This window comes from Vibrio sp. 2092, assembly GCF_033339635.1.
Classification (GTDB): Bacteria; Pseudomonadota; Gammaproteobacteria; order Enterobacterales; family Vibrionaceae; genus Vibrio; species Vibrio alginolyticus.
In genome coordinates this window covers 342,701-366,128 of sequence record NZ_JAWOUY010000005.1, presented here as the reverse complement: position 1 = coordinate 366,128, position 23,428 = coordinate 342,701, and the positions used below count along the sequence as shown (strand labels likewise).

Sequence of the window (23,428 nt, the reverse complement as noted above, 5' to 3'; positions counted from 1 at the left end):
TGTCTTACTGCAAACGAATGGCAATATTGCGTGTCTGGACGTAGCTATAAATCGCTTCTTGTCCTTTTTCTCGCCCAAACCCGGACAAGCCCACGCCACCAAATGGTGTTTCGATGCCACCAGCAAACCATTCATTGATGAACACTTGTCCACCACGCAGTTGCTGTGCCACACGCAATGTTTGGTTTAGGCTTTCACCAAAGACACCAGCGACCAGGCCAAAATCGGTGCCATTCGCGATTTCAACGGCCTCTTGCTCGGTTTCAAACGGTGTAATTACCAGTACAGGGCCAAACACTTCTTCTTGAGCAATACGCATATCTGGTGAGGCTTCAATCACCGTCGGTGCCACAAAGTAACCTGACAAATCAGGGGCGTACCCACCCGTTAGGATGTTCGCGCCGTCGGCTTTTGCTTGTTCTATCATTTCAAGCACGCGTGCTTGTTGATCAGCCGATACCAACGGTGTGATGTCCGGCTGGCTTTCGCCTTGGCCAATGGTTAGGCTTTTTGCCATTTCCACTACCGCCGCTTTTACTTCTTCATAACGCTCTTTTTGAATTAGCAAACGAGACATTGCCGAACAAACTTGACCAGCGTTAAAGAAAATACCGACTTGAACGCTTTGTAAAAGCGTTTCGAGACTCACATCTTTCAGTGCGATAGCGGCCGATTTACCACCCAGCTCCATCACAGATGGTGTGGCGCGTTGCGCTGAATCTTTCAGTATGCGTTGGCCGGTCGGCACAGAACCTGTAAAGACAATTTGATCAACGTCTTGATGCTGCACCAAATGACTGCCAACGACTGAGCCTTTGCCACATAGCAAGTTAATCGTGCCTTTTGGGAAGCCCGCTTTTTCAATCGCTTTAATCAACAACGTCATGGCAAGTGGAGAAATCTCTGGCGATTTGATCACCACTGCGTTACCTGCGGCTAATGCAGGTGCCAATGAGCGTGCACAAATAGAGACAGGGAAATTCCACGGCACAATCTGCACTGACACGCCAAACGGCACATATTGAGTGAAGTCGACATAGTCTTTACCCAACGGAATTGACGTGCCTTCCAGCTTGTCGGCCATGCCAGCGTAGTATTCGAAGTAACGTGCCGACTCTAAAAACTCATCTTTGGCATCTTGCAAAGATTTCCCATTTTCACGACAGGCAACTAACCCACCTTCATCAACCATTTCACGAATAGCTGCGGCGGCTTTTAACATCCACTCGGTTCTGACGGCGGGACGAACGTCCGAAAGAAGACCTTGATAGACCACTCGACGTGCCGCTGCCATTGCGCGATCGGCATCGGTGATAGTGGCTTCTGCAATCGTCGCATACGCTTCGGCTGTGCCAGGGTTCATGACGGTCAGCGCTTGCTCTGAATCGCACCACTCACCATCAATATAATTAAGGTAATGCATCATATTACTGCTCCAGTGCCGCTTTCACTTGCTTTGCCAACCAGGTTTGGAAGAAATGCGTCGGAACATCCATTTCTGGTGAGAACACACCACCACCAAAGCCAGGTGAGTAACGACCTTCCTGCATGCCCTCGACCGCTCCAATATCTTCGCCGAATACGACTCGCCATGACTCAACGGTAGCAGTACGGCACGCAGCGAACTCATCTTTCGTTGCTTCATCACCCACATAGAAAACACGTAGGTGCTCAACACTCTTATTCGCAGTGATTGGTTCAATCATCATCGCAAAGGCATGATCGGCTTGAATACCAAGCAACACGTTTGGAAAGAGTGCAACATATTCTGCATGACGCAGTTTATCTTCTGGCCAGTTTGGAAATTTAGGTAAGTGTGTTCCTGCAGTATCAGAGAGGTTGTATGCGAGACTACCTTGGCCAGCAAAACGCTCTGCAAACATGATGTTGTAGTGATCCTCTAGGCGAGAATAACTGTTCAAACTCGGATGCACCCAAGGTAAGTGGTAAGCTTCACAGTAGTTTTCTACGGCAAGCTTCCAGTTACTTTTCACTTCTATCTCTAGGTTGCCACCCATGTTCACGCGGCGAAGAAGCCCTAATCCTTCTTCACCTAAGAATTGCTGCCAACGTTGCTCTAGCGGCGCGATATGCTCTTCAAAGCTTTCTGCATTGCCCGATAAGTTGACGAACACCATGTCCATCCAAACGGCTGAACGAAGTGGCTTAAGGCCATGTTTTTCACACTTAAATCGGTCATCTTTGTGTTTTGCGATACCACCAATGTGTGGTGTGCCTTTTAGATTGCCGTCAAGATCGTACGTCCATGAATGGTAAGGACAGCGAATCATGCCTTGAACTTCGCCTGCCTCATGCACCAGCTTCATACCACGATGACTACATACGTTGTGGAAGACTTGGACTTCACCTTGACGATTTCTCATCATGAGTAGTGGAAGATCCATGAAATCAAGTGGCATCACATAGCCATTTTTAAGCAGGTCTGATGCAAAACCAATGCATACCCAAGTGTTACCAAACACCTGATCACGCTCAAAAGTAAAATACTCTTCGCTGGTGTAGGCCTGATTCGGCATTCCTGTTGCTTCACTGATTGGGTTCAGTACATTATCAACAAGTTCAACAGGAATAATGGTTTGGTTGACATTACTCATATTCTTATCTCCGAGAGTCGAGTTGCATCCAGTGCGTACAACATCGTGTTGTGTTAGTGGAGATGATTTTGATTAACAACCCGGCAACAAACAAACGACTTTTTCGCCGGGCTTGGATGAGTTTTTGTCATTCATGCATTGATCTCGAACAAAAAAATAACCTTTTAATTAACAATGATCTTCTTGTCATGATTAATACTCATTAACCGATGAGTATTAATCAGTTGAAACACAAAAGCCCTCTCTCTACTCTCTTTCAAAAATTAACAATAACGCAACAAACAATAACGCTAAAACAAACGCACTGTGAGGGATGCCTATGAGAGCAACATCTGGGATATTGAAAGGACTCAATCCGACTGTGACTATCGCATCAAAGATCGTCGTTATCGGTTTTGTACTTTTCTGCGCCATTCTCGCCAACCAAGCGGGCCAATACTTCGAAACGATTTCCGGCATTTTGCTGCAGAATATGAAGTGGTTTTACATCGGACTTGTTTCACTCGTTGTCGGTTTTCTTCTTTACCTTATGGTTAGTCGATATGGGCATATTCGTTTGAGTAAAGATGACGAAAAACCAGAGTTTAGTTATTTGTCTTGGGTATCCATGCTTTTTTCCGGAGGCATGGGGATAGGCTTGATTTTCTGGTCGGTCGCCGAACCGATGTGGCATTACGCTGACAACCCATTTACTCAAGGCCTGACCAATGAAGCCGCAACAACATCAATGAAACTGACATTCTTTCACTGGGGCCTACATCCTTGGTCTGTCTTTATCATTGTGGCACTCGCATTAGCTTACTTTTCCTACCGTAAAGATCTGCCTTTTACCCTACGCTCTATCTTGTACCCCTTGATTGGTGATCGTATTTATGGGCCTATCGGACACACGGTTGATATCCTAACAGTCGCGGTGACCGCTTTCGGTATATCTCAAACCTTGGGGATGGGAGTTATCCAAATAAACTCTGGTTTGAATCAAGCCTTTGGTCTAGATATTAGTTTGGGGATTCAACTCTTTATTATCGTTTCCCTTTGTACTTGTGCGGTTGCGTCGGTGCTATCTGGTGTAGGAAAAGGTATTCGCCGTTTATCAGAATGGAACATGCTGCTCTCACTCGCACTCGTGCTAGTCGTACTTTACATTGGCCCAACTCGCTATATCTTAAATACGCTACTCGAAAGTACGGGGCTTTATGCACAAAACATTGTCGGTATGAGCTTATGGAGCGATGCACAGAATGACTCTGGCTGGCAAAACTGGTGGACGGCTTATTACTGGCCTTGGTGGATGACTTGGGCACCTTTCGTTGGCATGTTTGTGGCTCGTATCTCTAAAGGACGCACAATACGTGAACTTATCGGCGGTGCTCTCATCGTACCCACGCTGATCACGTTTTTATGGATTTCAGTATTTGGTGGTGCAGCGTTGAAGGTAGAGCAAGACGCTCGTGTTGCTCATCAAGAGCAAGTCACTGCGGCACAAGAAGCCAAACAAACACCACCTGCGGATTTCTCTGGCGGCCCGATTCTTGAAGCGACTAAAGCCGATACGACACGCGCTTTGTTTACGCTATTCGACAATCTAGATACAGGTATGTTTGGTAAACTCCTTAGCGTGCTTGCGTGTCTATTGCTCGGTACTTATTTCATTACCTCCGCAGACTCGGGTACCTTGGTTCTATGTACCCTCGATGCCGCTGGGCACAGTGAGCCTCCTACGTCTATACGCGTATTGTGGGGAATCATGATCGCTGCCATTGCGGGAGTGCTTCTATATGCAGGAGGGTTAAAAGCAATGCAAACAGCCTCCATTATTGCCGGTTTCCCTATCGCGATTTTTATCGCGGTGATGAGCTTAACGCTGTTCCATAGTATTCGACGCGAACCTAAGCCATGGGCAATGCTTCCTGAGCATGTTCACCCAGAGCAAGAGAAACTTGATGGTCCTGTTGAACCGCTTGTTGAAAGCAAAACTGTGGCTTCCGAGCCTATCGCTTCAAGATCCTCGCTGAAAGATGATTCCACACTTAATCAGGGACCAGTACTAAGTTAGTGCGTCGTTTCATCAATCAATTAAAAAAGCGGGAACTGATATTCCCGCTTTTTTAACATTACCAAACTCTGTTATTTTCTCTGCTTATTGATTTAGGCTAAACCTCGATCACCCACCTCATCTGGCAACTGATGCAAAAGCCATTCTCTAAAACGTTTGACGCTGGCTGGGATTAAACCTCTATTTTTAGGTTCAAGCATAGAAAAATTGGAAGGTGTTGAAAGCACGTGTTCGACTGGCCTAACCAAAGCGCCGCTTTGTAAATAGTCGTCCACTAATGACCCCCAGGCTAACGCGATTCCCTGACCATTAATTGCCGCTTGTAACAGCATTGGATAGTTATTGATGTTCATGCGATTACGAGGCGAAATATTTGGCAACCCCACACTTGCAAACCACTGCTCCCAATTCACCCAATCTCTTTGAGACTCTTCCAGATAGAGTAACGTTTTATTGAAGATTTCTTCTGGCTCACTAGGCTGGCCGATTTTCTCTAAATAAAGCGGGCTACACACAGGGAATACTTCTTCTGAAAATAGCGTTGTCACATCCATTTCCGCAGGTGGAGTGCGACAATAAAACAAGGCGAGATCGCAATCTAATCGGCGTAAGTCCAACACATTATCTGAGGCCAATATCCTTATATCGATGTCATCATGTTCATTTTGAAATTGAGCAACCTTAGGCAACAACCACAAGGCTGCCATTGCATTTGTCGTCGCAACCGTGATCTTTTGTTCGCCCTGCCATTTCTTCACTTCACCCGTGATTTGAGCAATATCGAGCAAAGATTGGCTGACAGCTTGATAATATTGAAGACCTGTAGGCGTTAAATTAATGCTTCGATTGGCTCGCGTGAACATAGCCTTGCCTAAGTATTCTTCTAATTGTCTAATTTGGCGACTGATAGCACCTTGGGTCACGTTTAGCTCGTCAGCGGCTAACGTAAAACTCAAGTGCCGCGCCGACGCTTCAAACGCAACGAGGCTATTTAAAGGTGGGAGGGGTTTGATTTTCATGTATCTTCCAGTAAGGCAGTATTGTAATTATTTTTATTCCCGGCAATCTTATGTTGCACGTGGATAATGCCATTCTGGACAACACCTCAAAAACGACAATTTATAAATGATAAAAAATAGAGATGAATCATAAATTGTTGTGAGAGAGACTGCCGTATACAGTTTCGTGGCTACAACGAGCACAAAAAGAGGAGCAGTTACTCCTCTTTTGTCTAGCCTTTTGCTCACTTTGTACGAGTTAGCCCATCTACCCTATTGCCAGTTTAGTACTCGCGTAACGCGCTTTTTTCTTTCTTGGACTGGCTAAGAAGTACGCTAATGTAAGAGGCCCTAATCGTCCCATAAACATCATGAAGATGATCACTAACTCACCTGGTTCGGACAAACTGCCCGTTAAGCCTCGCGATAACCCAACCGTACCCAGTGCCGAGACCGCTTCGAACATAATATCTAACATAGACGCTTTCTCTGTCAGTAACAGCGTGAATATGGCAAACCAAGTCACCCCCACCGAGATCAGAGTCAGCGCCAATGCCTTGCTGATGGTCTCTTTGGGAATCTCGCGTTGAAAGGCATAGGTTGCTTCATCGCGACGCAAATAGCTGTAAGTTGCCAAGACCAATACCATAAATGTCACAACTTTAATGCCACTTGCCGTACTCAATGATCCACCGCCGATAAACATCAACACCAGAATGATCGCCGTTGTGGCATCTTCCAACTGATCGATAGCTAAAGTGTTGAACCCTGCCGTTCTTGGCGTCACCGCTTGAAACCACGATGCCCACCATTTCCCTGCTTCGCTCAAAGGGCCAAGCGTGTTGGGGTTCTCATATTCAATCAGGTAAATGGCGATAAGTGCCACCACGTTAATGATCACCGTGCCTAAGATCATCATTCGACTGTAAACGGTGAGTCGGTGCCAACGGCGGTTGCGTTTTAAGTCAATCCAAACCGAGAAGCCTAAACCACCAATAATAAACAAACTGGTAATGGTGAAGTTAACGACCGGGTCGTCCACGTAAGGCATTAAGCTATCGGCACTCAACGCAAAACCTGCATTGTTAAACGCACTGATGGTGTAGAAGAAACCATGGAACAGACTGGTTTTCCAGCCCAGCTCTTCACTCCAATAAACGCTCAAAATAGTGAAACCAATAAGTTCAACGAGCAGAGCGAACATCAATACAGATTTAGCGGTGGCAATGAGTGTCGATGAATCAGTCTGGTTGAACGCCTCTCTCGCGACTGCTCGCTCCAAAAAGCCAATTTTTCCGCCCAGAGCCAGCAAGGTCACGATAGCAAACGTCATCAAACCTAGGCCACCACATTGAATCAGAAAAGCAATAACCACTTGCCCAAAAGGCGTAAACGCCGTGCCCGTGTCTACCACAACTAATCCCGTCACCGTAATGGCCGATGTTGCTGTAAACAGGCTTTGAATCCAAGTGATGGGCTCTGTGGTGGCAATCGGCAGTTTGAGTAAAACTGTGCCGAGAATGATCAAGCACGCAAAGCTGAGGCTAAGTATTAATGGCGGTGCACCCAACAATTTTTTGCCCGCTTTGGGTTTTCGCTCGATTGGGATAATAGAGGGATGCCACAAAACCATGTTACACCAACCTTGGAGCGACGTATTTCAGCTCAGCGCGACTACCGCAAAGCAGCAGCGTGTCGAACTCATTAAGCACAAACTCATCATTGATATTGGTGTAGACGGCTTCTTCGCGCTTCACCAAGATAGGCTGAATGTTGTAACTGCCTCGGCTGATCAACTTAGAAAGCGGCGTATCGTGCAGATTGGATTTAACGTGGATTTCCACCACATACAAGCCATGCCCCATTTCCAAATAGTTGTTCACCATCGGATAGTTGAGTGCCTGCGCGACTCTTACGCCCATCTCCTCTTCCGGATGAATAATGCGTTGTACACCAAGCTTAGACACGATGGTGTGGTGTGCTTTGGTGCTCGCTTTGACCCAAATGGATTTCACACCCAGATTTTTCAGCGCCAGCGTACACAACAAACTGGCTTGCATGTCTTCGCCAATCGCCACCAACACCACATCACTGTTCGCTAACGCTAATTCTCTGAGTGCACCTTCGTCTGTTGCGTCACATATGACCGCTTGCGTTAACTCCTCGACGTATTTTTCGACGATTTTCGGGTCGCTATCCACCCCCGTTACGGTGTGTCCAAGATGAATAAGTTCTAAGCTGGCGGCAACGCCAAATCGCCCTAGACCAATTACTGTAAAGTGAGCCATATCAATACCTAACTGTGTTTTATGTATAGAAAATGCTAATGCGTTAAGGGCTAGACTGATTTTCCGTCACGGAAAATAGGCAACACGAATCCTGTTCGAGTGCCGATAACCAGCACTAAACCTTGGCATTAACGTTGATTAAATTTGGAATTTAGTGGTGCTTGGACGCCTCTAGCACTAAACGATAACCCAGCCCCGGCTCGGTTTTTAAGAGCCGCTGTTCGTCAGCACTATCGTTCAGTTTTTTGCGTAGTTGACTCACTAACACGCGTAAGTAGTGAGTATCTTCGACATGACTTTTTCCCCAAATCACCGTTAGCAAATGAGTTTGCTCAATGAGTTTTCCCGGTTTGAGAATCAACTGTTCAATGAATGAAAACTCTTTCTTGGTGAGTGGAATTTCCCTCTGATCTAACCAAAATTGGTGAGTACTTTTGATGATTTTGACTCGGCCAGCCACCAGCTCATCAGCGATGGATTGCTCATCCACCAAATCTCGAACCAACACTTTGATGCGCGCGATGAGCTCTTTTACGCCAAAAGGCTTGCTCAAGTAATCATTTGCGCCCGCTTCTAAAAGGCGGATTTTTTCCTCTTCTTGATCGCGAGCCGTCAGCACTAGCACTGGCGTTTTATACGTCTGACGAAGCGTAGTGAGAAACTCCTTCCCATCGCCGTCGGGCAAGCCTAAATCTAGCAGAATGACGTGCGGCGAATGTGCTTCGAAACACGCTTTGGCTTCTGCAATGGTACTCGCGCCAATGTAATCAAACCCTTCAGCAGACAGCGAAATTCGAATAAAGGTATGAATGCGAGGCTCATCGTCCACGACTAAAACTTTGTAACTCACGCCTGCTCTGCTCCTTGATTGAGTGGAAGTAGAATGCGGATCAGCGTCCCTTCTGATACTGGCATAGATTGAATCTCTCCTTGGTGTGCGATGATGATGCCTTTGGCAACCGCGAGTCCCATTCCGGTGCCTGAATCGGCCGATTTGTTGTTCACACCGGAATAGAAAAGGTTGAATATTTTTTCCGCATCTTCAGCTTTGATGCCAATCCCCATGTCCCGAACATCAATCACGCACGACGAACCCTGCTTAGAAAGTGAAACCTCGACAGATTCATTCTCTGGTGAAAATCGCATGGCATTATCCAGCACATTAAAAATCGCTTGTTCGATGAGCGAACGACTTACTGACAAATAGCCAACGGCATCATCCATATTCATGGATACTTTCTCGGTGTAATTCGGCAAACGAGAAACCGCATCCCGCACAATATTCGCAATAGGCTCATCTTTTTTGGTAATTTTTAATGTGCCGTGTTGGAGCTTAGTCGCCTGTAAGAGGTTCTCTATATATTGATGCAAGCGGTGGCTTTCTGAAGTCGCACTGTCGAGCAATTCTTTGCGCTCTAAGTCATTGAGCTTGGGCATGTACTCGTTGAGTGTGGTCAGTGTTCCAATAATGGTTGCCAACGGCGTGCGTAGGTCATGGGACACCGATAGCAGGATGCTGTTTTGCAGCTTGGTTTGTTTTAATTCTCCCTGCTGGCGACGATAAAGATCCGCAAAGGTGCTGGTGATAAATGCCACCACCATAAACACGACTAAATTAAAAATGTCTTCCGGACGAAACATCTGCAAAGAGTAACGAGGCGTCGTGAAAAAGAAGTTGAAGCTCAACGCTTCGATCACCGCCGCCGCATAAGCGAATCGCGAGTTGCATTGAAACGCCACTACCACGACTGCTAACTGTAAAATCAGCAGGACTGCGGCTGTAGAGCCAAACAGTTGGTCTAACAGCCATGAGACCACAACCGCGCCAACAATCACGGTAGTAGAAAAGAGAAAGGTGTTATCTCGCCATTGAACAAACATAAAATACATCAACCAAAATTCGATGTAGAAAACTTTAGCAAAAGCCCATTCGGAGTTCGCGTAAAAAAAGCGTAAAAAATTCAATAACGACAGTGAGTTATAAACATAATCATCATTAAGTTGGCCTAACTCAATGAATAATCACAAGTTAACGTTGCCCATTAACGCCTACTTACTCGGTATAAACGACAGACACAAAAAAGAGGAGCATTTGCTCCTCTTTCGTGTAGCGTCATATTAGATGACTTGCAGTTGAGCATCACCTTGCTCAGACAAAAATCCGCCGGTTTGATGCTTCCACAACTGAGCGTAAACACCACCCAATTGCAGCAGCTCGTAATGCGAGCCTTGCTCAATGATTTTGCCGTCATCCATTACAATCAAACGATCCATCGCGGCAATCGTTGATAAACGGTGAGCAATCGCAATCACTGTTTTTCCTTCCATCAGAACTTCAAGGTTTTCTTGAATTGCCGATTCTACTTCTGAATCAAGTGCAGACGTTGCTTCATCCATGATCAAAATTGGCGCGTTTTTCAGCAGCACGCGAGCAATCGCCACACGTTGACGCTGACCACCAGACAGCTTCACACCGCGTTCACCCACTTCAACGTCATAGCCAACGTTACCTTGCTCGTCTCGTAGAGATTGAATGAAATCATGAGCATGTGCTTTCTCAGCAGCTGCGATAACGGCATCCATTGAAGCATCTGGATCACCGTAAAGAATGTTCTCTTTAATTGAACGATGCAGCAAAGAGGTGTCTTGCGTGATCATACCGATGTGTTGGCGAAGCGACTCTTGTTCGACTTGAGAAATGTCCTGTCCATCAATACAAATCTTACCCGTATTCACATCGTAAAAACGCAGCAACAAGTTAACCAACGTGGATTTACCTGCCCCAGAGCGACCGACAATGCCGACTTTTTCGCCCGGTTTAATGGTCAGATTCAAGTTCTCAAATACTGCCTTTTCATCACTGTAGTTAAAACCTACGTGATCAAAGCAGATCTCACCTTGGGAGATTTGCAAAGGCTTAGCATTTGGTACATCTTTCACTTCAACATCGTTTGAAATCGTATTGATGCCGTCCACTACCGTGCCAATGTTTTCAAACAGCGCGCTAACTTCCCACATGATCCACTTCGACATACCTTGTACGCGCAATGCAATACTGATGGCAATCGCAATAGCACCAATTGTTACAGCGTGATCTAGCCATAGATAAACCGAAATGGCACTAATAGACATCAGCAGCAAATAGTTGATGGCATCCACACTAAACAGTAAACAAGTCACCATGCGCATTTGGCGGTAAACCGTCACCAAAAATTGCTTCATGCTGCTTTCTGCGTATTCCAACTCTCGTTGCGAGTGCGCGAATAGCTTTACGGTAGATATGTTGGTGTAAGAATCGACAATGCGCCCAGTCATTACAGAACGAGCATCCGCTTGCTCCGTCGCTACTTGTTTCATTTTAGGGATAAAGTAGAACTGGATAACCGCGTACATTCCTATCCAAATCACAATAGGCAACATTAGCAAACCATCAGCTTCGCCCATCATCCAGAGCATCGAAAGAAAATAAACGCTGATATAAACCAGTACATCCACCAGCTTCATGACCGTTTCTCGTACCGCTAACGCACTTTGCATCACTTTGGTCGCAACTCGGCCTGCAAAGTCACGCTGGAAAAATCCAACCGCTTGTTTTAGCAAGTAACGGTGAATCAACCAACGGATAGACATCGGGTAGTTACCCAATAACGTTTGGTGCATCACCATTGAGTGGACAAAACCGAGAGCTGGCATCACAACCGCCACTAAGAACAGCATCATTAGCATGCGATCACCCTGGTCTTGCCAGAATGTTGCGCGATCTTGATTAGAGAGAATATCGACGAGCTCGCCCATATAACGCAACAGCGTCACCTCAGTAATGGCAATAAGCGCACTGAACACAGCCATAACGAGTAAAGGGGCTTCAAAGCCACGAGTGTAAAAACGACAAAAGCCAAATAGCGTCTTCGGTGGCTTTTCGGTTTCCATCTGGGGAAAGGGTTGGGTCAGCTTTTCAAACCAATTGAACATAACAATGACTTTAGGTACCGCGAATGAATTTGCGAACGTTTTACTATCTTTTGATACAAAAGTCAGTAAAATACCGAAACAAAAGCTCAAATGATAATAATTACAATTAAGCTTAGCGTTAATCATAATTATCGGGAATAGATTTATGCAAAAGAATAACTCACTGACCATCGCTATCCGCAACGCGTTGGTTTGTGCTTTAGCACCTACAGCAGTGGTTGCATTCACAGCACAAGCTCAAGAAGACGTCGTACAAGATGACGTGATTGCCATGGAGACCATAACGGTCACCGCGCAAGCACTTAAAGTAGAAACCCCGGCAGCAGAAACGCCGCGCAGCGTATCTATCATTTCTGAAGATGAACTTCGTATTCGTGCACCGAAAAAGCTAGATGAAGCATTACGCTACACGTCTGGGGTAACCGCTCAGCCTTATGGCGCAGACAACGACACTGATTGGTTCAAAGTTCGTGGATTTGATGCAGCGACTTACCTAAACGGCAACCGCCTATTCCGCGATGGTTACTACACATGGTTGGTCGAACCTTACGGCCTAGAAAGTGTAGAAGTCGTTAAAGGTCCATCGGCTATTCTGTTTGGTGAATCGGCACCAGGCGGTATCGTGAATGCTGTTCAGAAAAAACCAACGTTTACGCCTCAAGGCGAAGTAAAAGTCGAAGTTGGCAACAACCAACACCAATCCGTAGGTTTTGACATTGCTGACGAAGCAAACGACGCAGGCACTGTGCGCTATCGTTTGGTTGGCTTGATGATAAGCCAAGATGGTGAACTGGACGGCACAAACAACGAGCGTTTCTACCTAGCGCCAAGTGTCGAGTTCGACATTTCTGACCGTACAATGCTGACCGTTTTGGCAACTTACCTTCGTGATGACGGTGTACCAACTAACCCATTCTTCCCAGCAGCAGGTACTCTGATTGGTTCTAACTTTGGCAAAATCGATCCTTCGACTAACCTTGGTCAGCCAAACTACGATAAATACGAACGCACGCAGTTTTCTCTGGGTTACTTACTAGAGCACGACATCAATGACACGTGGTCACTCTCGCAAAACCTCAACTACGGTTCGAATGAGTTGTACTTGCGCAGCTCTTACGCGTTCTCAAACAACGATCCAGCGAAAGAAGAATTAACGCAAGGCATCGTATTCCGTGACGGAAAAAACCAGAGCATCACGTTCGATAACAATGCTGTCGGCAACTGGATGACAGACAACGCAGAGCACACAGTGCTTATCGGTATGGATCTGCAATTCCACAAAACCGATGGCGACGAGCAAGACAACTATGCATTTGGCACTATCAACCCGTGGAACCCAGTTTACGGCAACTTCACCCCTCTTGATCCTGCCAACAACGTGAAACGTGAGATTGAGAAATCTCAAGCAAGTCTCTATTCACAATACCAATTGAAACTGCATGAACAGTGGATTGGTAACATAGGTGCTCGTTACGACTGGGTGAAAACAGAAAACTCTGGCAAAGGCGCTACCGTTGATCAAAGTGAATCTCGTGATGATGGTCAGCTCTCTCTAAGTGCGGGTGTGATGTACCTTGCAAACAATGGCCTGTCACCTTACGTAAACTACTCTCAGTCGTTTGAAGTGATCAGCACTATTGATGCGGCAACCAATGAACTTTACAAACCGCTGGAAGGCGAGCAAGTAGAAGTGGGTGTAAAGTATGAGCCAAGCTTTATGGATGGCTTTATCAACCTTGCATGGTTCGACATCACGCAAAAGAACGCGTTGGTCACTAACCCATCAACATGGATTGCGACACAAACAGGTGAAGTGACATCTCAAGGTGTTGAGCTAGAAAGCACGGCGCAGCTAACCGACGATCTAAAACTGATGGCAAGCTACACCTACACTAAAGCGAAAACAGATGAGAGCTTTGGCCAAGGTAAAAAACAAGCCGCACTTATTCCTGAGCATCAAGCGTCTGCATGGGTAGACTACAGCGCCTACAGCCTGATTCCAGGCCTCAATATCGGTACTGGTGTGCGCTACGTAGGTGAGTCAAAAGATAACCCTAAGAGCTCGAACCTAACGGTTCCTTCTGTCACTCTTTGGGATGCGTCAGTCACTTACGACATCACTTCACAGTGGCAAGCACAGCTAAACGTGAACAACATCCTAGATAAAGAGTTTGTTTCAGGTTGCGATTACTGGTGTTACTACGGCCAGTCTCGCTCTGTTATGCTAAACGCAAACTACCGCTGGTAATTGTACTTCTACTCCCCTCTATTGAGGGGAGTTTTCTCCTAAGAGCCATCCATGTTTCAACTGTCTAATATTGAGATCGTGCGAGGTGGACGTCAGATCCTCGGCATCGAACAACTTAACATCCCAACAAATGAGCTAACGGTCGTTTTAGGCCATAACGGTTCAGGTAAGTCGACACTGGTGAACCTGCTTTCTGGTCAAATGTCGCCAGATAAAGGCACGGTAACACTAAACGATACTTCCCTTTCATCACTTAAAACCAAAGAGTTGGCAAAACAGATCGCCTATTTGCCACAAAAGCTGCCCTCTTCGGCTGGTTTAACGGTAGAAGAGCTAGTGCGCTTAGGTCGCTTTCCGTGGCGTGGGGCACTTGGTCGTTGGAAAACCGAAGACAAACAGATCATCACGCAGGCTATGGAACGAACAGGAGTTACACCTTTTGCTCAAGCTTTGGCGGATGACTTATCGGGCGGCGAGCGCCAACGCGCTTGGGTGTCTATGCTACTGGCTCAACAATCGCCAATTTTAATTCTCGATGAGCCAACCTCGGCGCTCGATGTTCACCATCAGTTTCAACTAATGGCGCTGCTGGCAGAACTGAATCGAACCGAGAATGTAGGCATTATCGTGATCCTGCACGATCTGAACTTAGCACTGCGCTACGCCACCCACATTGTTGCGCTCAAAAAAGGTAAGATTGCCTTTGAAGGCAACGCCGACATGTTGTTAGACGAGGCACGCCTTTCTAAACTATATGAGTCACCAATTAAGCTGATTGAACACCCAAGCCCGGCTAACACATTAGCGAGCCAAAAGGTGGCTGTTGTATGCGCATAATAGCTCGTTTACTTACTGTGGTTACACAATCTGCTTTTCTCCTCGCATTTTTTATGACCAATGCACATGCAGTCATCACCGTTACCGATGAATATGGTGAGCATAGTTTTGAGCAAGCGCCTCAACGCGTTGTTGCCTTAAACTGGGACATCTTAGAACAAGTTTTGGCGCTAAACGTAGAACCAATCGCAGCCCCAAATTTACCAGGCTACCGCCAATGGGTCGTCAATCCAACCGCACCAGAGTCAATTGAAGATATTGGGACCCGAGCAGAACCCAACTTAGAAAAAATAGCCAGTTTGAAACCAGATGTCATCCTTGCTGCGTCTCCACAGCAAGACTTGATTCCGTTACTCAAACAAATTGCTCCGGTAATCTATTTACCTAATTTTTCTGAAAATGAGGCCGCAGCTGAAACGGCCATTCGTCACTTTCGTACGCTCGGCAAGCTATTCAATAAAGAGGCACTTGCTGAACAGAAATTGGCAGAATTAGATGCTTCATTTGCGCAGATGCGCCAGCGAATTCGCCACTATTACTCTGCTCCACTCAGCGTTCTTGTGATGCGATTTTCAACTCCGAATACTGTATTACTTGCAACCGAAAACTCCACCACTGACTACGTGGTTAGAAAACTGGGATTACAGGCTCCAATTAAAGAGGACCCACGTGCGTGGGGAGTAAAGCAAGATCGAATCAATCGGCTTCAGAGCCTTCAAAACAGCTACGTTCTCTACGTACAACCTTTCCCAGGAGAACGAAAACTGAAAGAGTCGCCACTTTGGCAAGCGATGCCGTTTGTGAAAAAGCAGCGGGTAAATTCAGTCAGAGCAGTGTGGGCGTATGGCGGTGCCATGTCTTTGCAATACACCGCTGAAGCGATTACCGACAGTCTAATAGAGTTGGCACCAGAACAATGAGAACGAAACATTATATTGGTTATCTGGCGCTGATTACATTACTTAGCGTCTTTAGCCTACAAATTGATACTAATTTATCACTTTTCGAACAATGGCAATTATTAACAAAACCAGAGGTAGCAACCGAGTTTCGTGATGTATTCTTTACGCAAGCGCAACTTCCTAGGTTAAGTATGACCCTGCTTGTTGGTGCCATGCTTGGTCTCACCGGCAGCTTAATGCAGCAATTAACGCAGAATAACCTCACCTCGCCGTTGACTCTTGGCACCTCTTCTGGTGCTTGGCTTGCATTAGTCGTGGTAAACATTTGGTTCGTCGATTGGGTCGCCGATTACTCTGCATTAGCCGCAATGTTTGGGGCTTTAGTGGCGTTTGGCCTGATCGTATCAATTGCCGGTGTGCGTAATATGACAGGTTTGCCGTTGGTCGTTTCGGGGATGGTGATCAATATCTTGCTCGGTTCTATCGCCACAGCCATTATTATTTTAAACGCCCAGTTCGCACAGAATATTTTTATGTGGGGAGCAGGAGACCTCTCTCAATACAGCTGGGATTGGTTTGAGTGGTTATTGCCTCGCTGCGCTATCGCAATCGTAATTTTGATCGTCGCACCACGTATTCTGACCTTAATGAAACTGGGACAAGAAGGCGCAGCAGCCCGAGGCTTAGCGGTATTACCCGCGTTTGGTGCATTAATGGTGATGGGTATCTGGCTGGTATCAGCCTCCATCACCGCAGTTGGTATTATCAGCTTCATCGGATTACTGACACCCAATATTGCCAGAGCGATGGGGGCAAGAACACCGCGCGACGAATTGATCAGCAGCATGCTTTTGGGCGCAATGCTACTAATCATCACAGACTCTGCCGCTATCTCGCTGAGCTTATGGTTAGAGGAAACCATTCCTAGCGGCGTAGCGGCTGCAGCTATTGGCGCTCCCGCTTTAATTTGGTTTACTCGTAAAAAGCTGACGGCAACCGATCAACTTAACCTTTCAATGAGCCAAGGAAAAACGGCGCTTTCTAAACGCGCGGTATGCAGCATTGCGCTATTCAGTCTGGTTGGGACTCTAGCTTACTCATTCGTTACCCATGGTATAAACGGAATTCAATGGTCTGTGCCAGGTGAGTTCCAATGGCAATTGCGTTGGCCGCGAATGTTAACCGCACTTTCTGTCGGTATTGCGCTATCCGTTGCTGGAATCATTTTGCAACGCATTGTTTATAACCCTCTGGCAAGTCCCGATATTCTCGGTGTGTCTTCCGGAGCCACGTTTGCCATTATTACGACAGGAGTCATCGCTGGGTCGCTTCTCTCCGCATTTAGCTGGGGTATCGCTTTTTTCGGAAGTATGTCCGTATTGATGTTATTGCTGATTATCGGTAAACGAAGCCATTTTAATCCATCTAACTTCGTGTTGTCCGGCATCGCACTAACGGCACTATTAGAAGCTCTCGTTCAATTTTCGCTAGCTCAAGGTTCTGGTGACAGTTACAAAATTTTATTGTGGCTAACTGGTTCTATTTATCGAGTCACAGCCGACACCGCACTGATGCTATGTTTGGCCATAATAGTTCTGCTTGCCGCTGTATTCTCGATTTCTCGTTGGCTAACACTAATTTCCATCGGGCGACAATTCTCAAATGCACGAGGGCTTAACCCTACCGTAGCCAATACGCTTATGCTCACCATCGTTGCTTTGTTATGCGCCTTTTCTACGGCTACAGTTGGTCCAATATCTTTTGTTGGCTTGGTCGCTCCCCATATGGCGATGATGTTAGGAGCAAGAAAAGTGAAAGAGCAACTGTGTGTCGGTGCCTTAATTGGCGCAACCCTAATGTTGTGGGCAGATTGGCTAGGACAAATCGCTATTTATCCAAGTCAGGTCGCAGCTGGCACGTTGGTCGCTATTATAGGCAGCACTTACTTCCTATTTTTAATGCTGAAGAGTAAATTCAGCTAAGTTGGGAATATTGTGACTGCCTAAAAATACGCTAAGAAACACAAACCCCGCGATTTTGATAGCGGGGTTTGAAATTAAAGGCGAAGTACGATGCTCTATTCTTCTCGCACTACAGGAAAACGCTGCTCATAAAGTTCCATAAAGTCCTTACGAATTAAGTGCTCTAAGTGGTTCGCTTTATCGGTTGGGCAGAAAATCATCACGTGCAGAATTTGTTCACCATTAATGTTACTAGAAATATGCATATGTGGCTCAGAACCAGGAAGGTCAACACCGGCATGTTTTTCAATCATCGCATTGTAACGATGTGCAACATCAGCAAAGTAACTGCAATGTTCTTCAATTTTATCAGTTAAAATCGGTAGCAGTGGATACAAATTGACGAAGTCTTTCACCACTACAGAAAAGTTGTGGTAAACGTACCGCTTCATGAAGTTGAGGTTCTTTACTGGATAGGTAAAGAACATACTATTAGGCAATGTCGCTGTTTTGCCGGTGTAATGATATTGCCCATGATGCAGGTCGATCTCTTGAATCACCGTCGCCATCATATTGTGCTCAATCACTTCACCGCATAACTTCCCGACCTCAATCCAGTCCCCAACGCGAAAAGAACGTGAACTTGCTCTTTGAATCGAACCCGTAAAACACAAAATGATTTCTTTGGATGCCACTACAATGGCAACGGCAATCGCCGTTACACTCAGAGCAAACTCGTTAATTTCTGATTGCCATAAAATAAATAAAATCAGTAATGTAACAGCAAAGGTGCCATTTTTAGTTCTGGACATCCAACTACGCTGATCTTCTGAGAGAAAAGCGTGATCACCACGAATCATCGATAAAATTGCACGACGAATTAACCACATAATCGCAAAGATCAGTGCGGTAAAAATCAATTTATGAGTGAGAAGAAAATCGACAACTAACTGCACTTTCTCCATTACCCGACTCCCTGTTTGGTTTAGATAGGTTGACCTTTCATGCTAAATATCGCTCAGAAAACAGATAGCTAGCTTGCGAGAGGACAACCTTACCAAATTATTCAGTCGGTAGCCCCAGTTCACTCTCTTTAAATACGATAAACGCACGGCGGTTTAAAGCATTGGCTTCTGGAGATTCTTCGTTGATCACAGGTTGAAGCTCACCAAAGGCTTTTACTTCCCACACAAACTGCGATGGATCGAGTTTCGTCTTGAGATACGCCACCACGGTTTGCGCTCTTCGCTCCGCCAATTGTTCATTATAAGAGAGCGAACCCACTTGGTCGGTATGACCAGCCACCATAATGCTACCTTCTAAACCTTGCAGTTTTGCGATGAAATCATCTAATTGTGAAAGGTCTTCCGGTTTTAATTCCGACTTATCGAAATCGAAGTGTGGTGTCATCGCCATGTAGATCTTACGTTCTGGTTTTGGCGGCTCACAGAAAGGCATCTCTTCGTACTTCTTCGCCTCTTCAAACATCACGTAAGCACGACGGTTTTCAGCACGAGCTTGATCCGATTTACCCAACGCTAGCGGCTGCGACTCACCAAAGTGCTTCACTTCCCAATCGTATTGCTCTGGGTCGAGTTGCTGCTGAAGGTACGCTTCTACCGATTCAGCGCGTCGCATAGACAGCTTCTCGTTATATTCGTCAGAGCCTTTAAAATCGGTGTGACCAACAATCGTGATGCGTCCGCTCAAGCCTTGAATATCACGGATGAACGCACCTAGGCTTGCCGCATCGGCTTCACGAATGATGGATTTATCGAAGTCGAAATGCTCGGCTACCGCAATATGGATTTCGCGTTGCGGTGCCAAACATTCACTGATCAGAAACTTGGAGACATTGACATCGGCAAACTTTTCTCGGTTCTCTTGGCTTACATACGCATCCGCCGAACAACCTGCCAATATTGCCCCTGCGATCATGCCGCTTAACAAACGAATCGTCGTTTTCATATCGCCCTCTTATAACTTACCAACTAGGTTAATGAACACGCCTGATGCATCGTAATCGTCATCATTCGCTAGATTGCCATCAAAGCCTGAGAAGTTGTAACCCACGCCGACTTTGAAGTTGTCGCTCAAATGTTTGTTAACCGAAACCAATGCTCCCTGCTCTAACTCGTCGTAGGTGCTGTCCGTCTTCCAGTGGTACTCACCAGTCACGTCCCAATCTTTCATAACACGGTAAGAGGCACTCAAACCGTAGAGAGAAATTTTACTGTCGACTGGAATGTCTTCGCCTGACTGACGAGTGAAGATTTCATGCTTGTCCTTATAAGCGTATTTCGCGCCTAAATCCCAGTTTGCATCCAACGAGTAGATACCTTCGATTTCGATGATGTGGCTTTCTTCATCTTTGTAATCCACATCGCGGTTAAGTTGGTCGAAGTCCACCAAATACGTATAACGAGAAAGTACGTTCAAACGGTCGTTGTAGATTGGGCGATATGCTAAACCTGCGGTCGACTCAATAAAACGAGCCAACACTTTATCGCTCGATTTGCTCTCTGAGCGTGAGTAGTTGAACTTACCAAACAAGGTGTACTCTTCCGTTAGATGATGTGTGTAACGGTTAGTCGTCACCCATTGGTCGACACGTTTTTTATCTGGGTCTGCGGAATCATCGGTCTTGTCGACACGGTACTCGACTTTGTTCTTGAACAATACGTCATCGACATCGATGGATGTGCTCACACTCACGGCTTGGCGTTCTGTGGTGATCTTCTGGTCGTCTTCAATTTCGCCTTTTTGATAGCCAATCCCCATGTCGATGTCGTCGTTCATGTCGTAACCAAAACCAAACGAGTCAATACGACCTTTGCCGTTGTTCTCATCTACAAATTGGTTTTCTTGGTAGAAATCGACGGTTGAAGTCAGGTCTGCACGTTGACCGACAATCACGTTGTTTTTGCCTTCGTAAGTGTCGTCTACGTAGGTTAAGTAGGTGCTGTAATCTTCCGTTACGTCATACGTCACGCTCGCTTCTGCGGCATCGCCGCGATCACCCGTGGTGTATTCCGCGCCAACCACAAAGTCTTCTAGAATTCGCGTTTCACCACCGAGCGTGACGCTGTCGTTCTCGTCGTATTCGTCTGTTTGGCCTACGGTTTTCTGACCTTTGATGTACACGTTGATGTCGCTGTCCCAGATGTAGTCAGCACGCAGACCCGCTAACGTGCCTTTGCCTTTTTCATCTTGGTTGTTTAGCTCTTCAACTTGTTTACCCGCTGCCGAGATCTTGATGTGTTTGGTGACTTTAACTTGGGTTTCCAATTCCGCTTGCTGGGTATCCGTTCGCAAATCACCATCGGATTCACGCTCTTCAACCGAGGTAAAGCGCGTCTTAACAGCAACTCGGTCAGTGGCTTGGAAACGAATTTCGGTACCGTAAGACTCTTGCTCTAAGTCATCATCTTGGCTAGCAAAACTGTAACCTGCGTCTTTGGATTTGTACCAAGCTTTAACGTCGTTACCCACCGCAGAGAATACGTTAGGAGCTAAGTCGTAAAGGTTCATCACCCCTTTCACTTGGTAGATATCACCTTCACGATCTTCCGCGTTGCTGCCAATTGGGGTAAAGGTTAAACCGCCATCGAAAGAAACGTAGTTGGAATCGGTTTGACGACCTTTACTGTGTCCGAATTCGGCTTTTAAGTACGTCCCTTCAGATGCACGCAAGGTTAAGTCCGTGCCGTACGCTTCGTAATCTTGGTTGTCTTTTTCTTCGGTTTGGTAGTTTGCACCCACACCGATGTAGTCGTTCACCCAACCTTTCACACGACCACCAGCGGTCATTGCGTCAAGCGCGTCACTGCCTTGAGGGACGTATTCATAGTCCACCGCAAGATAGTTTTTGTATCCTGAACTCGGTTGGTCGTTTATCACATCACCAAAGTTATCCGAAATGATGTTGTTCAGCGGTCTGGTCAGAATAATGCGGCCTTGGTATGGGTCGATTTCATAGTCACGCCCCGATTGCAGCGGCATTTCTTGCACAGTGATGCTGCTGTCTGGGTCGACAACTTTCACCATCACTTTGTCACTGCCCGGTACCACTTCACCATGACGCAAGAAGTACAACGAACCACCAGTACCTAGGAATTCATCGTGAGCGAAGAGTGAATCAGATTCAGCCGCAAAGCCAACAATGTTTAGACGATCTTCACCAAACTTGGTGGTTGAACGAGTACGGTAGTCACCTTTAAAGCCGTATAAGCTACGGTTGTAATCGTTGTTGTCGGTGCCAGTAATGCCAGTGTTGTAGTTACCCCACAACACATTGGATTTGTCGTACTCAACGTTGAGATAAACCTTACCTTTGGTATTTACCACTTTGTAGATGTTGGAACTGTCACCATAGTTGCCGTAATACATCTCATCGTCGTCTTCGAGAATGTCGAATACGCTGGATGAGTCAGAGGCAAACGGGTTCTTAAACATGTCTCGCACGTCACTCTCTTTAGTATCAAAGTGAGTGGTAACTCTGAGTTTGTCGCCAAATTTACCCTGACCAAAGTACGCCAAGCGTCCTTGGTTATAGATGTCATCTTGGTATTGCTCGTCGACGGCTAATGCGGCGGAGTTGCCCGTCACTTTGTTTTTACCGATGTAGAAATCCGCAAGACCTGCTTGTACCCAATACTCATCAGGAATACGCACGTACAGTTGGTAGCGACGCTCTTCACCGCTGTCGAATACTACACGAGTAGGGAAGAGATACGCATCTGCTGGCAAGTACTGTTCTGCGTATAACTCGCCCTCTTCCACATCAAACTCGTCTTCGCCAATCACGACTTTATCGACGCCTTTTAGTCCCGTACCCATGAATCTTGCCAGACCCGCAGAGGTTGGAATGTTGTGACGCATCAACTGAGCTTTACCAAGCTTGCGGCTTTGCTCTTCTTCACCGTCGTTCTTGTCGATATCGACTTCAGAATCTGGCTCGACAAGGTCAATCACACCAACCGTCGTCACGTCCATGTTGCCGTCTTTATCGAAGGCTTTTAAACGGAACAACAGCTGTGTGTTGGATTCAAATTGATACTCTTGGTCGGTCGCGCCATCCCAAACAATGTTGAAATCGTTGGCAAATTGCTGACCTTCAACCACTGCTAAAGGGTCAACCAAGCCACGGTCACCACCACGGAAGACTTCCAGTTGGTAATGGTCAACGTAGTAGCTGAAGTTGGTTGTGATAGCAAAGCTCATCTCTTGCAATGGCTTGCCATCTTTCACTTCAACATCGCTGCTAATGCTCAGGTCAAGTACCGGGTCAAATCGCATGATGTCGCGGCTTACCCAAATCGCACCTTGGTCTAGGTAGATACGCGAGTTATCCGTTTGTTCGTGAGCTTTTACTTCAATACCCAGTGAGTCACTGTCAAGTTTCTCCAATTGGCTGGTGTCTTTCGCGTACGAAAGTATTGGCAACGCAGCCGCGATACACATTGTCAGTTTTGATTGTCTAAATCTAATCATAATAATCCTGCTTAACCGCTTGAGTGGTTGGCTGGGTCTGGCCCAGCCTGCGTCTGTA

Annotated in this window: 16 protein-coding genes; 5 read left to right on the top strand and 11 right to left on the bottom strand. The window is 46.3% G+C overall.

Annotated elements, in window-relative coordinates; genetic code table 11:
- Window positions 1-4: 4 nt before the first annotated feature.
- Together R7P80_RS11960 and R7P80_RS11955 are read right to left on the bottom strand one after the other, a co-directional pair.
- A complete protein-coding gene (locus tag R7P80_RS11960; RefSeq protein WP_169628845.1) occupies window positions 5-1,426 on the bottom strand; it encodes an aldehyde dehydrogenase family protein in 1,422 nt (473 codons plus the stop codon).
- 1 nt (window position 1,427) lies between these two features.
- Window positions 1,428-2,615 (bottom strand): aromatic ring-hydroxylating oxygenase subunit alpha, encoded by a 1,188-nt coding sequence (locus tag R7P80_RS11955; RefSeq protein WP_054578637.1) that lies wholly within the window; start codon window positions 2,613-2,615, stop codon window positions 1,428-1,430.
- Between the two features lie 319 nt (window positions 2,616-2,934).
- On the opposite strand from R7P80_RS11955, the gene R7P80_RS11950 reads away from it, so the two are divergent.
- Entirely contained in the window at window positions 2,935-4,671 is a 1,737-nt protein-coding gene (locus tag R7P80_RS11950) for a BCCT family transporter (RefSeq protein WP_021035854.1), read from the top strand.
- Between the two features lie 92 nt (window positions 4,672-4,763).
- On the opposite strand, the gene R7P80_RS11945 is transcribed toward R7P80_RS11950, so the two are convergent.
- The 6 genes from R7P80_RS11945 to R7P80_RS11920 all read right to left on the bottom strand — a co-directional run bounded on the left by R7P80_RS11945 (window position 4,764) and on the right by R7P80_RS11920 (window position 11,929).
- Entirely contained in the window at window positions 4,764-5,690 is a 927-nt protein-coding gene (locus R7P80_RS11945) for a LysR substrate-binding domain-containing protein (protein ID WP_054578636.1), read from the bottom strand.
- 247 nt (window positions 5,691-5,937) lie between these two features.
- The gene (locus tag R7P80_RS11940; RefSeq protein ID WP_225491640.1) at window positions 5,938-7,302 is read right to left on the bottom strand and encodes a TrkH family potassium uptake protein; all 1,365 of its coding nucleotides are present in this window, start codon (window positions 7,300-7,302) and stop codon (window positions 5,938-5,940) included.
- Window position 7,303: 1 nt separating this feature from the next.
- A complete protein-coding gene (locus R7P80_RS11935; RefSeq protein ID WP_005375180.1) occupies window positions 7,304-7,957 on the bottom strand; it encodes a potassium channel family protein in 654 nt (217 codons plus the stop codon).
- 151 nt (window positions 7,958-8,108) lie between these two features.
- Window positions 8,109-8,807 (bottom strand): response regulator transcription factor, encoded by a 699-nt coding sequence (locus tag R7P80_RS11930; protein ID WP_225491639.1) that lies wholly within the window; start codon window positions 8,805-8,807, stop codon window positions 8,109-8,111.
- Window positions 8,804-9,838 carry a DUF4118 domain-containing protein gene (locus tag R7P80_RS11925; RefSeq protein WP_042521742.1) on the bottom strand — a complete coding sequence of 345 codons (1,035 nt, stop codon included), beginning with the start codon at window positions 9,836-9,838 and terminating at the stop codon, window positions 8,804-8,806. The genes R7P80_RS11930 and R7P80_RS11925 overlap by 4 nt, the downstream gene beginning before the upstream one ends.
- A gap of 237 nt (window positions 9,839-10,075) precedes the next feature.
- Complete coding sequence (locus R7P80_RS11920) at window positions 10,076-11,929, bottom strand: ABC transporter ATP-binding protein (protein WP_033906862.1); 1,854 nt, start codon at window positions 11,927-11,929, stop codon at window positions 10,076-10,078.
- Window positions 11,930-12,074: 145 nt separating this feature from the next.
- On the opposite strand from R7P80_RS11920, the gene R7P80_RS11915 reads away from it, so the two are divergent.
- From R7P80_RS11915 to fhuB, 4 genes are read left to right on the top strand one after another with little or no spacing between them, the layout of a single operon-like run.
- Window positions 12,075-14,177 (top strand): TonB-dependent siderophore receptor, encoded by a 2,103-nt coding sequence (locus tag R7P80_RS11915; protein WP_213971283.1) that lies wholly within the window; start codon window positions 12,075-12,077, stop codon window positions 14,175-14,177.
- A gap of 51 nt (window positions 14,178-14,228) precedes the next feature.
- Entirely contained in the window at window positions 14,229-15,014 is a 786-nt protein-coding gene (locus R7P80_RS11910; protein WP_005375174.1) for an ABC transporter ATP-binding protein, read from the top strand.
- On the top strand, window positions 15,005-15,934 hold the full coding sequence (locus tag R7P80_RS11905) for an iron-siderophore ABC transporter substrate-binding protein (protein ID WP_170897555.1): 930 nt from the start codon (window positions 15,005-15,007) through the stop codon (window positions 15,932-15,934). The genes R7P80_RS11910 and R7P80_RS11905 overlap by 10 nt, the downstream gene beginning before the upstream one ends.
- Complete coding sequence (gene fhuB / locus R7P80_RS11900) at window positions 15,931-17,898, top strand: Fe(3+)-hydroxamate ABC transporter permease FhuB (protein ID WP_137283049.1); 1,968 nt, start codon at window positions 15,931-15,933, stop codon at window positions 17,896-17,898. Before R7P80_RS11905 ends, fhuB begins: the two co-directional genes overlap by 4 nt.
- Window positions 17,899-17,993: 95 nt before the next feature.
- On the opposite strand, the gene R7P80_RS11895 is transcribed toward fhuB, so the two are convergent.
- The 3 genes from R7P80_RS11895 to R7P80_RS11885 form a co-directional block, all read right to left on the bottom strand.
- Window positions 17,994-18,842: a mechanosensitive ion channel family protein gene (locus R7P80_RS11895; protein ID WP_005375171.1), complete on the bottom strand. Its 849-nt coding sequence runs from the start codon at window positions 18,840-18,842 to the stop codon at window positions 17,994-17,996.
- A gap of 97 nt (window positions 18,843-18,939) precedes the next feature.
- Entirely contained in the window at window positions 18,940-19,845 is a 906-nt protein-coding gene (locus R7P80_RS11890) for an OmpA family protein (RefSeq protein WP_206959025.1), read from the bottom strand.
- A 9-nt stretch (window positions 19,846-19,854) separates the two neighbouring features.
- Window positions 19,855-23,370, bottom strand: a complete 3,516-nt coding sequence (locus R7P80_RS11885) for a hypothetical protein (protein ID WP_225491638.1) — start codon at window positions 23,368-23,370, stop codon at window positions 19,855-19,857.
- Window positions 23,371-23,428: the final 58 nt, after the last annotated feature.

Excerpts from the sequence above, each read along its gene's own strand:
- R7P80_RS11960 (WP_169628845.1), bottom strand. The coding sequence starts at position 1,426 with ATGATGCATTACCTTAATTATATTGATGGTGAGTGGTGCGATTCAGAG.
- R7P80_RS11955 (WP_054578637.1), bottom strand. The coding sequence starts at position 2,615 with ATGAGTAATGTCAACCAAACCATTATTCCTGTTGAACTTGTTGATAAT.
- R7P80_RS11950 (WP_021035854.1), top strand. The coding sequence starts at position 2,935 with ATGAGAGCAACATCTGGGATATTGAAAGGACTCAATCCGACTGTGACT.
- R7P80_RS11945 (WP_054578636.1), bottom strand. The coding sequence starts at position 5,690 with ATGAAAATCAAACCCCTCCCACCTTTAAATAGCCTCGTTGCGTTTGAA.
- R7P80_RS11940 (WP_225491640.1), bottom strand. The coding sequence starts at position 7,302 with ATGGTTTTGTGGCATCCCTCTATTATCCCAATCGAGCGAAAACCCAAA.
- R7P80_RS11935 (WP_005375180.1), bottom strand. The coding sequence starts at position 7,957 with ATGGCTCACTTTACAGTAATTGGTCTAGGGCGATTTGGCGTTGCCGCC.
- R7P80_RS11925 (WP_042521742.1), bottom strand. The coding sequence starts at position 9,838 with ATGTTTGTTCAATGGCGAGATAACACCTTTCTCTTTTCTACTACCGTG.
- R7P80_RS11920 (WP_033906862.1), bottom strand. The coding sequence starts at position 11,929 with ATGTTCAATTGGTTTGAAAAGCTGACCCAACCCTTTCCCCAGATGGAA.
- R7P80_RS11915 (WP_213971283.1), top strand. The coding sequence starts at position 12,075 with ATGCAAAAGAATAACTCACTGACCATCGCTATCCGCAACGCGTTGGTT.
- R7P80_RS11910 (WP_005375174.1), top strand. The coding sequence starts at position 14,229 with ATGTTTCAACTGTCTAATATTGAGATCGTGCGAGGTGGACGTCAGATC.
- R7P80_RS11905 (WP_170897555.1), top strand. The coding sequence starts at position 15,005 with ATGCGCATAATAGCTCGTTTACTTACTGTGGTTACACAATCTGCTTTT.
- fhuB (WP_137283049.1), top strand. The coding sequence starts at position 15,931 with ATGAGAACGAAACATTATATTGGTTATCTGGCGCTGATTACATTACTT.
- R7P80_RS11895 (WP_005375171.1), bottom strand. The coding sequence starts at position 18,842 with ATGGAGAAAGTGCAGTTAGTTGTCGATTTTCTTCTCACTCATAAATTG.
- R7P80_RS11890 (WP_206959025.1), bottom strand. The coding sequence starts at position 19,845 with ATGAAAACGACGATTCGTTTGTTAAGCGGCATGATCGCAGGGGCAATA.
- R7P80_RS11885 (WP_225491638.1), bottom strand. The coding sequence starts at position 23,370 with ATGATTAGATTTAGACAATCAAAACTGACAATGTGTATCGCGGCTGCG.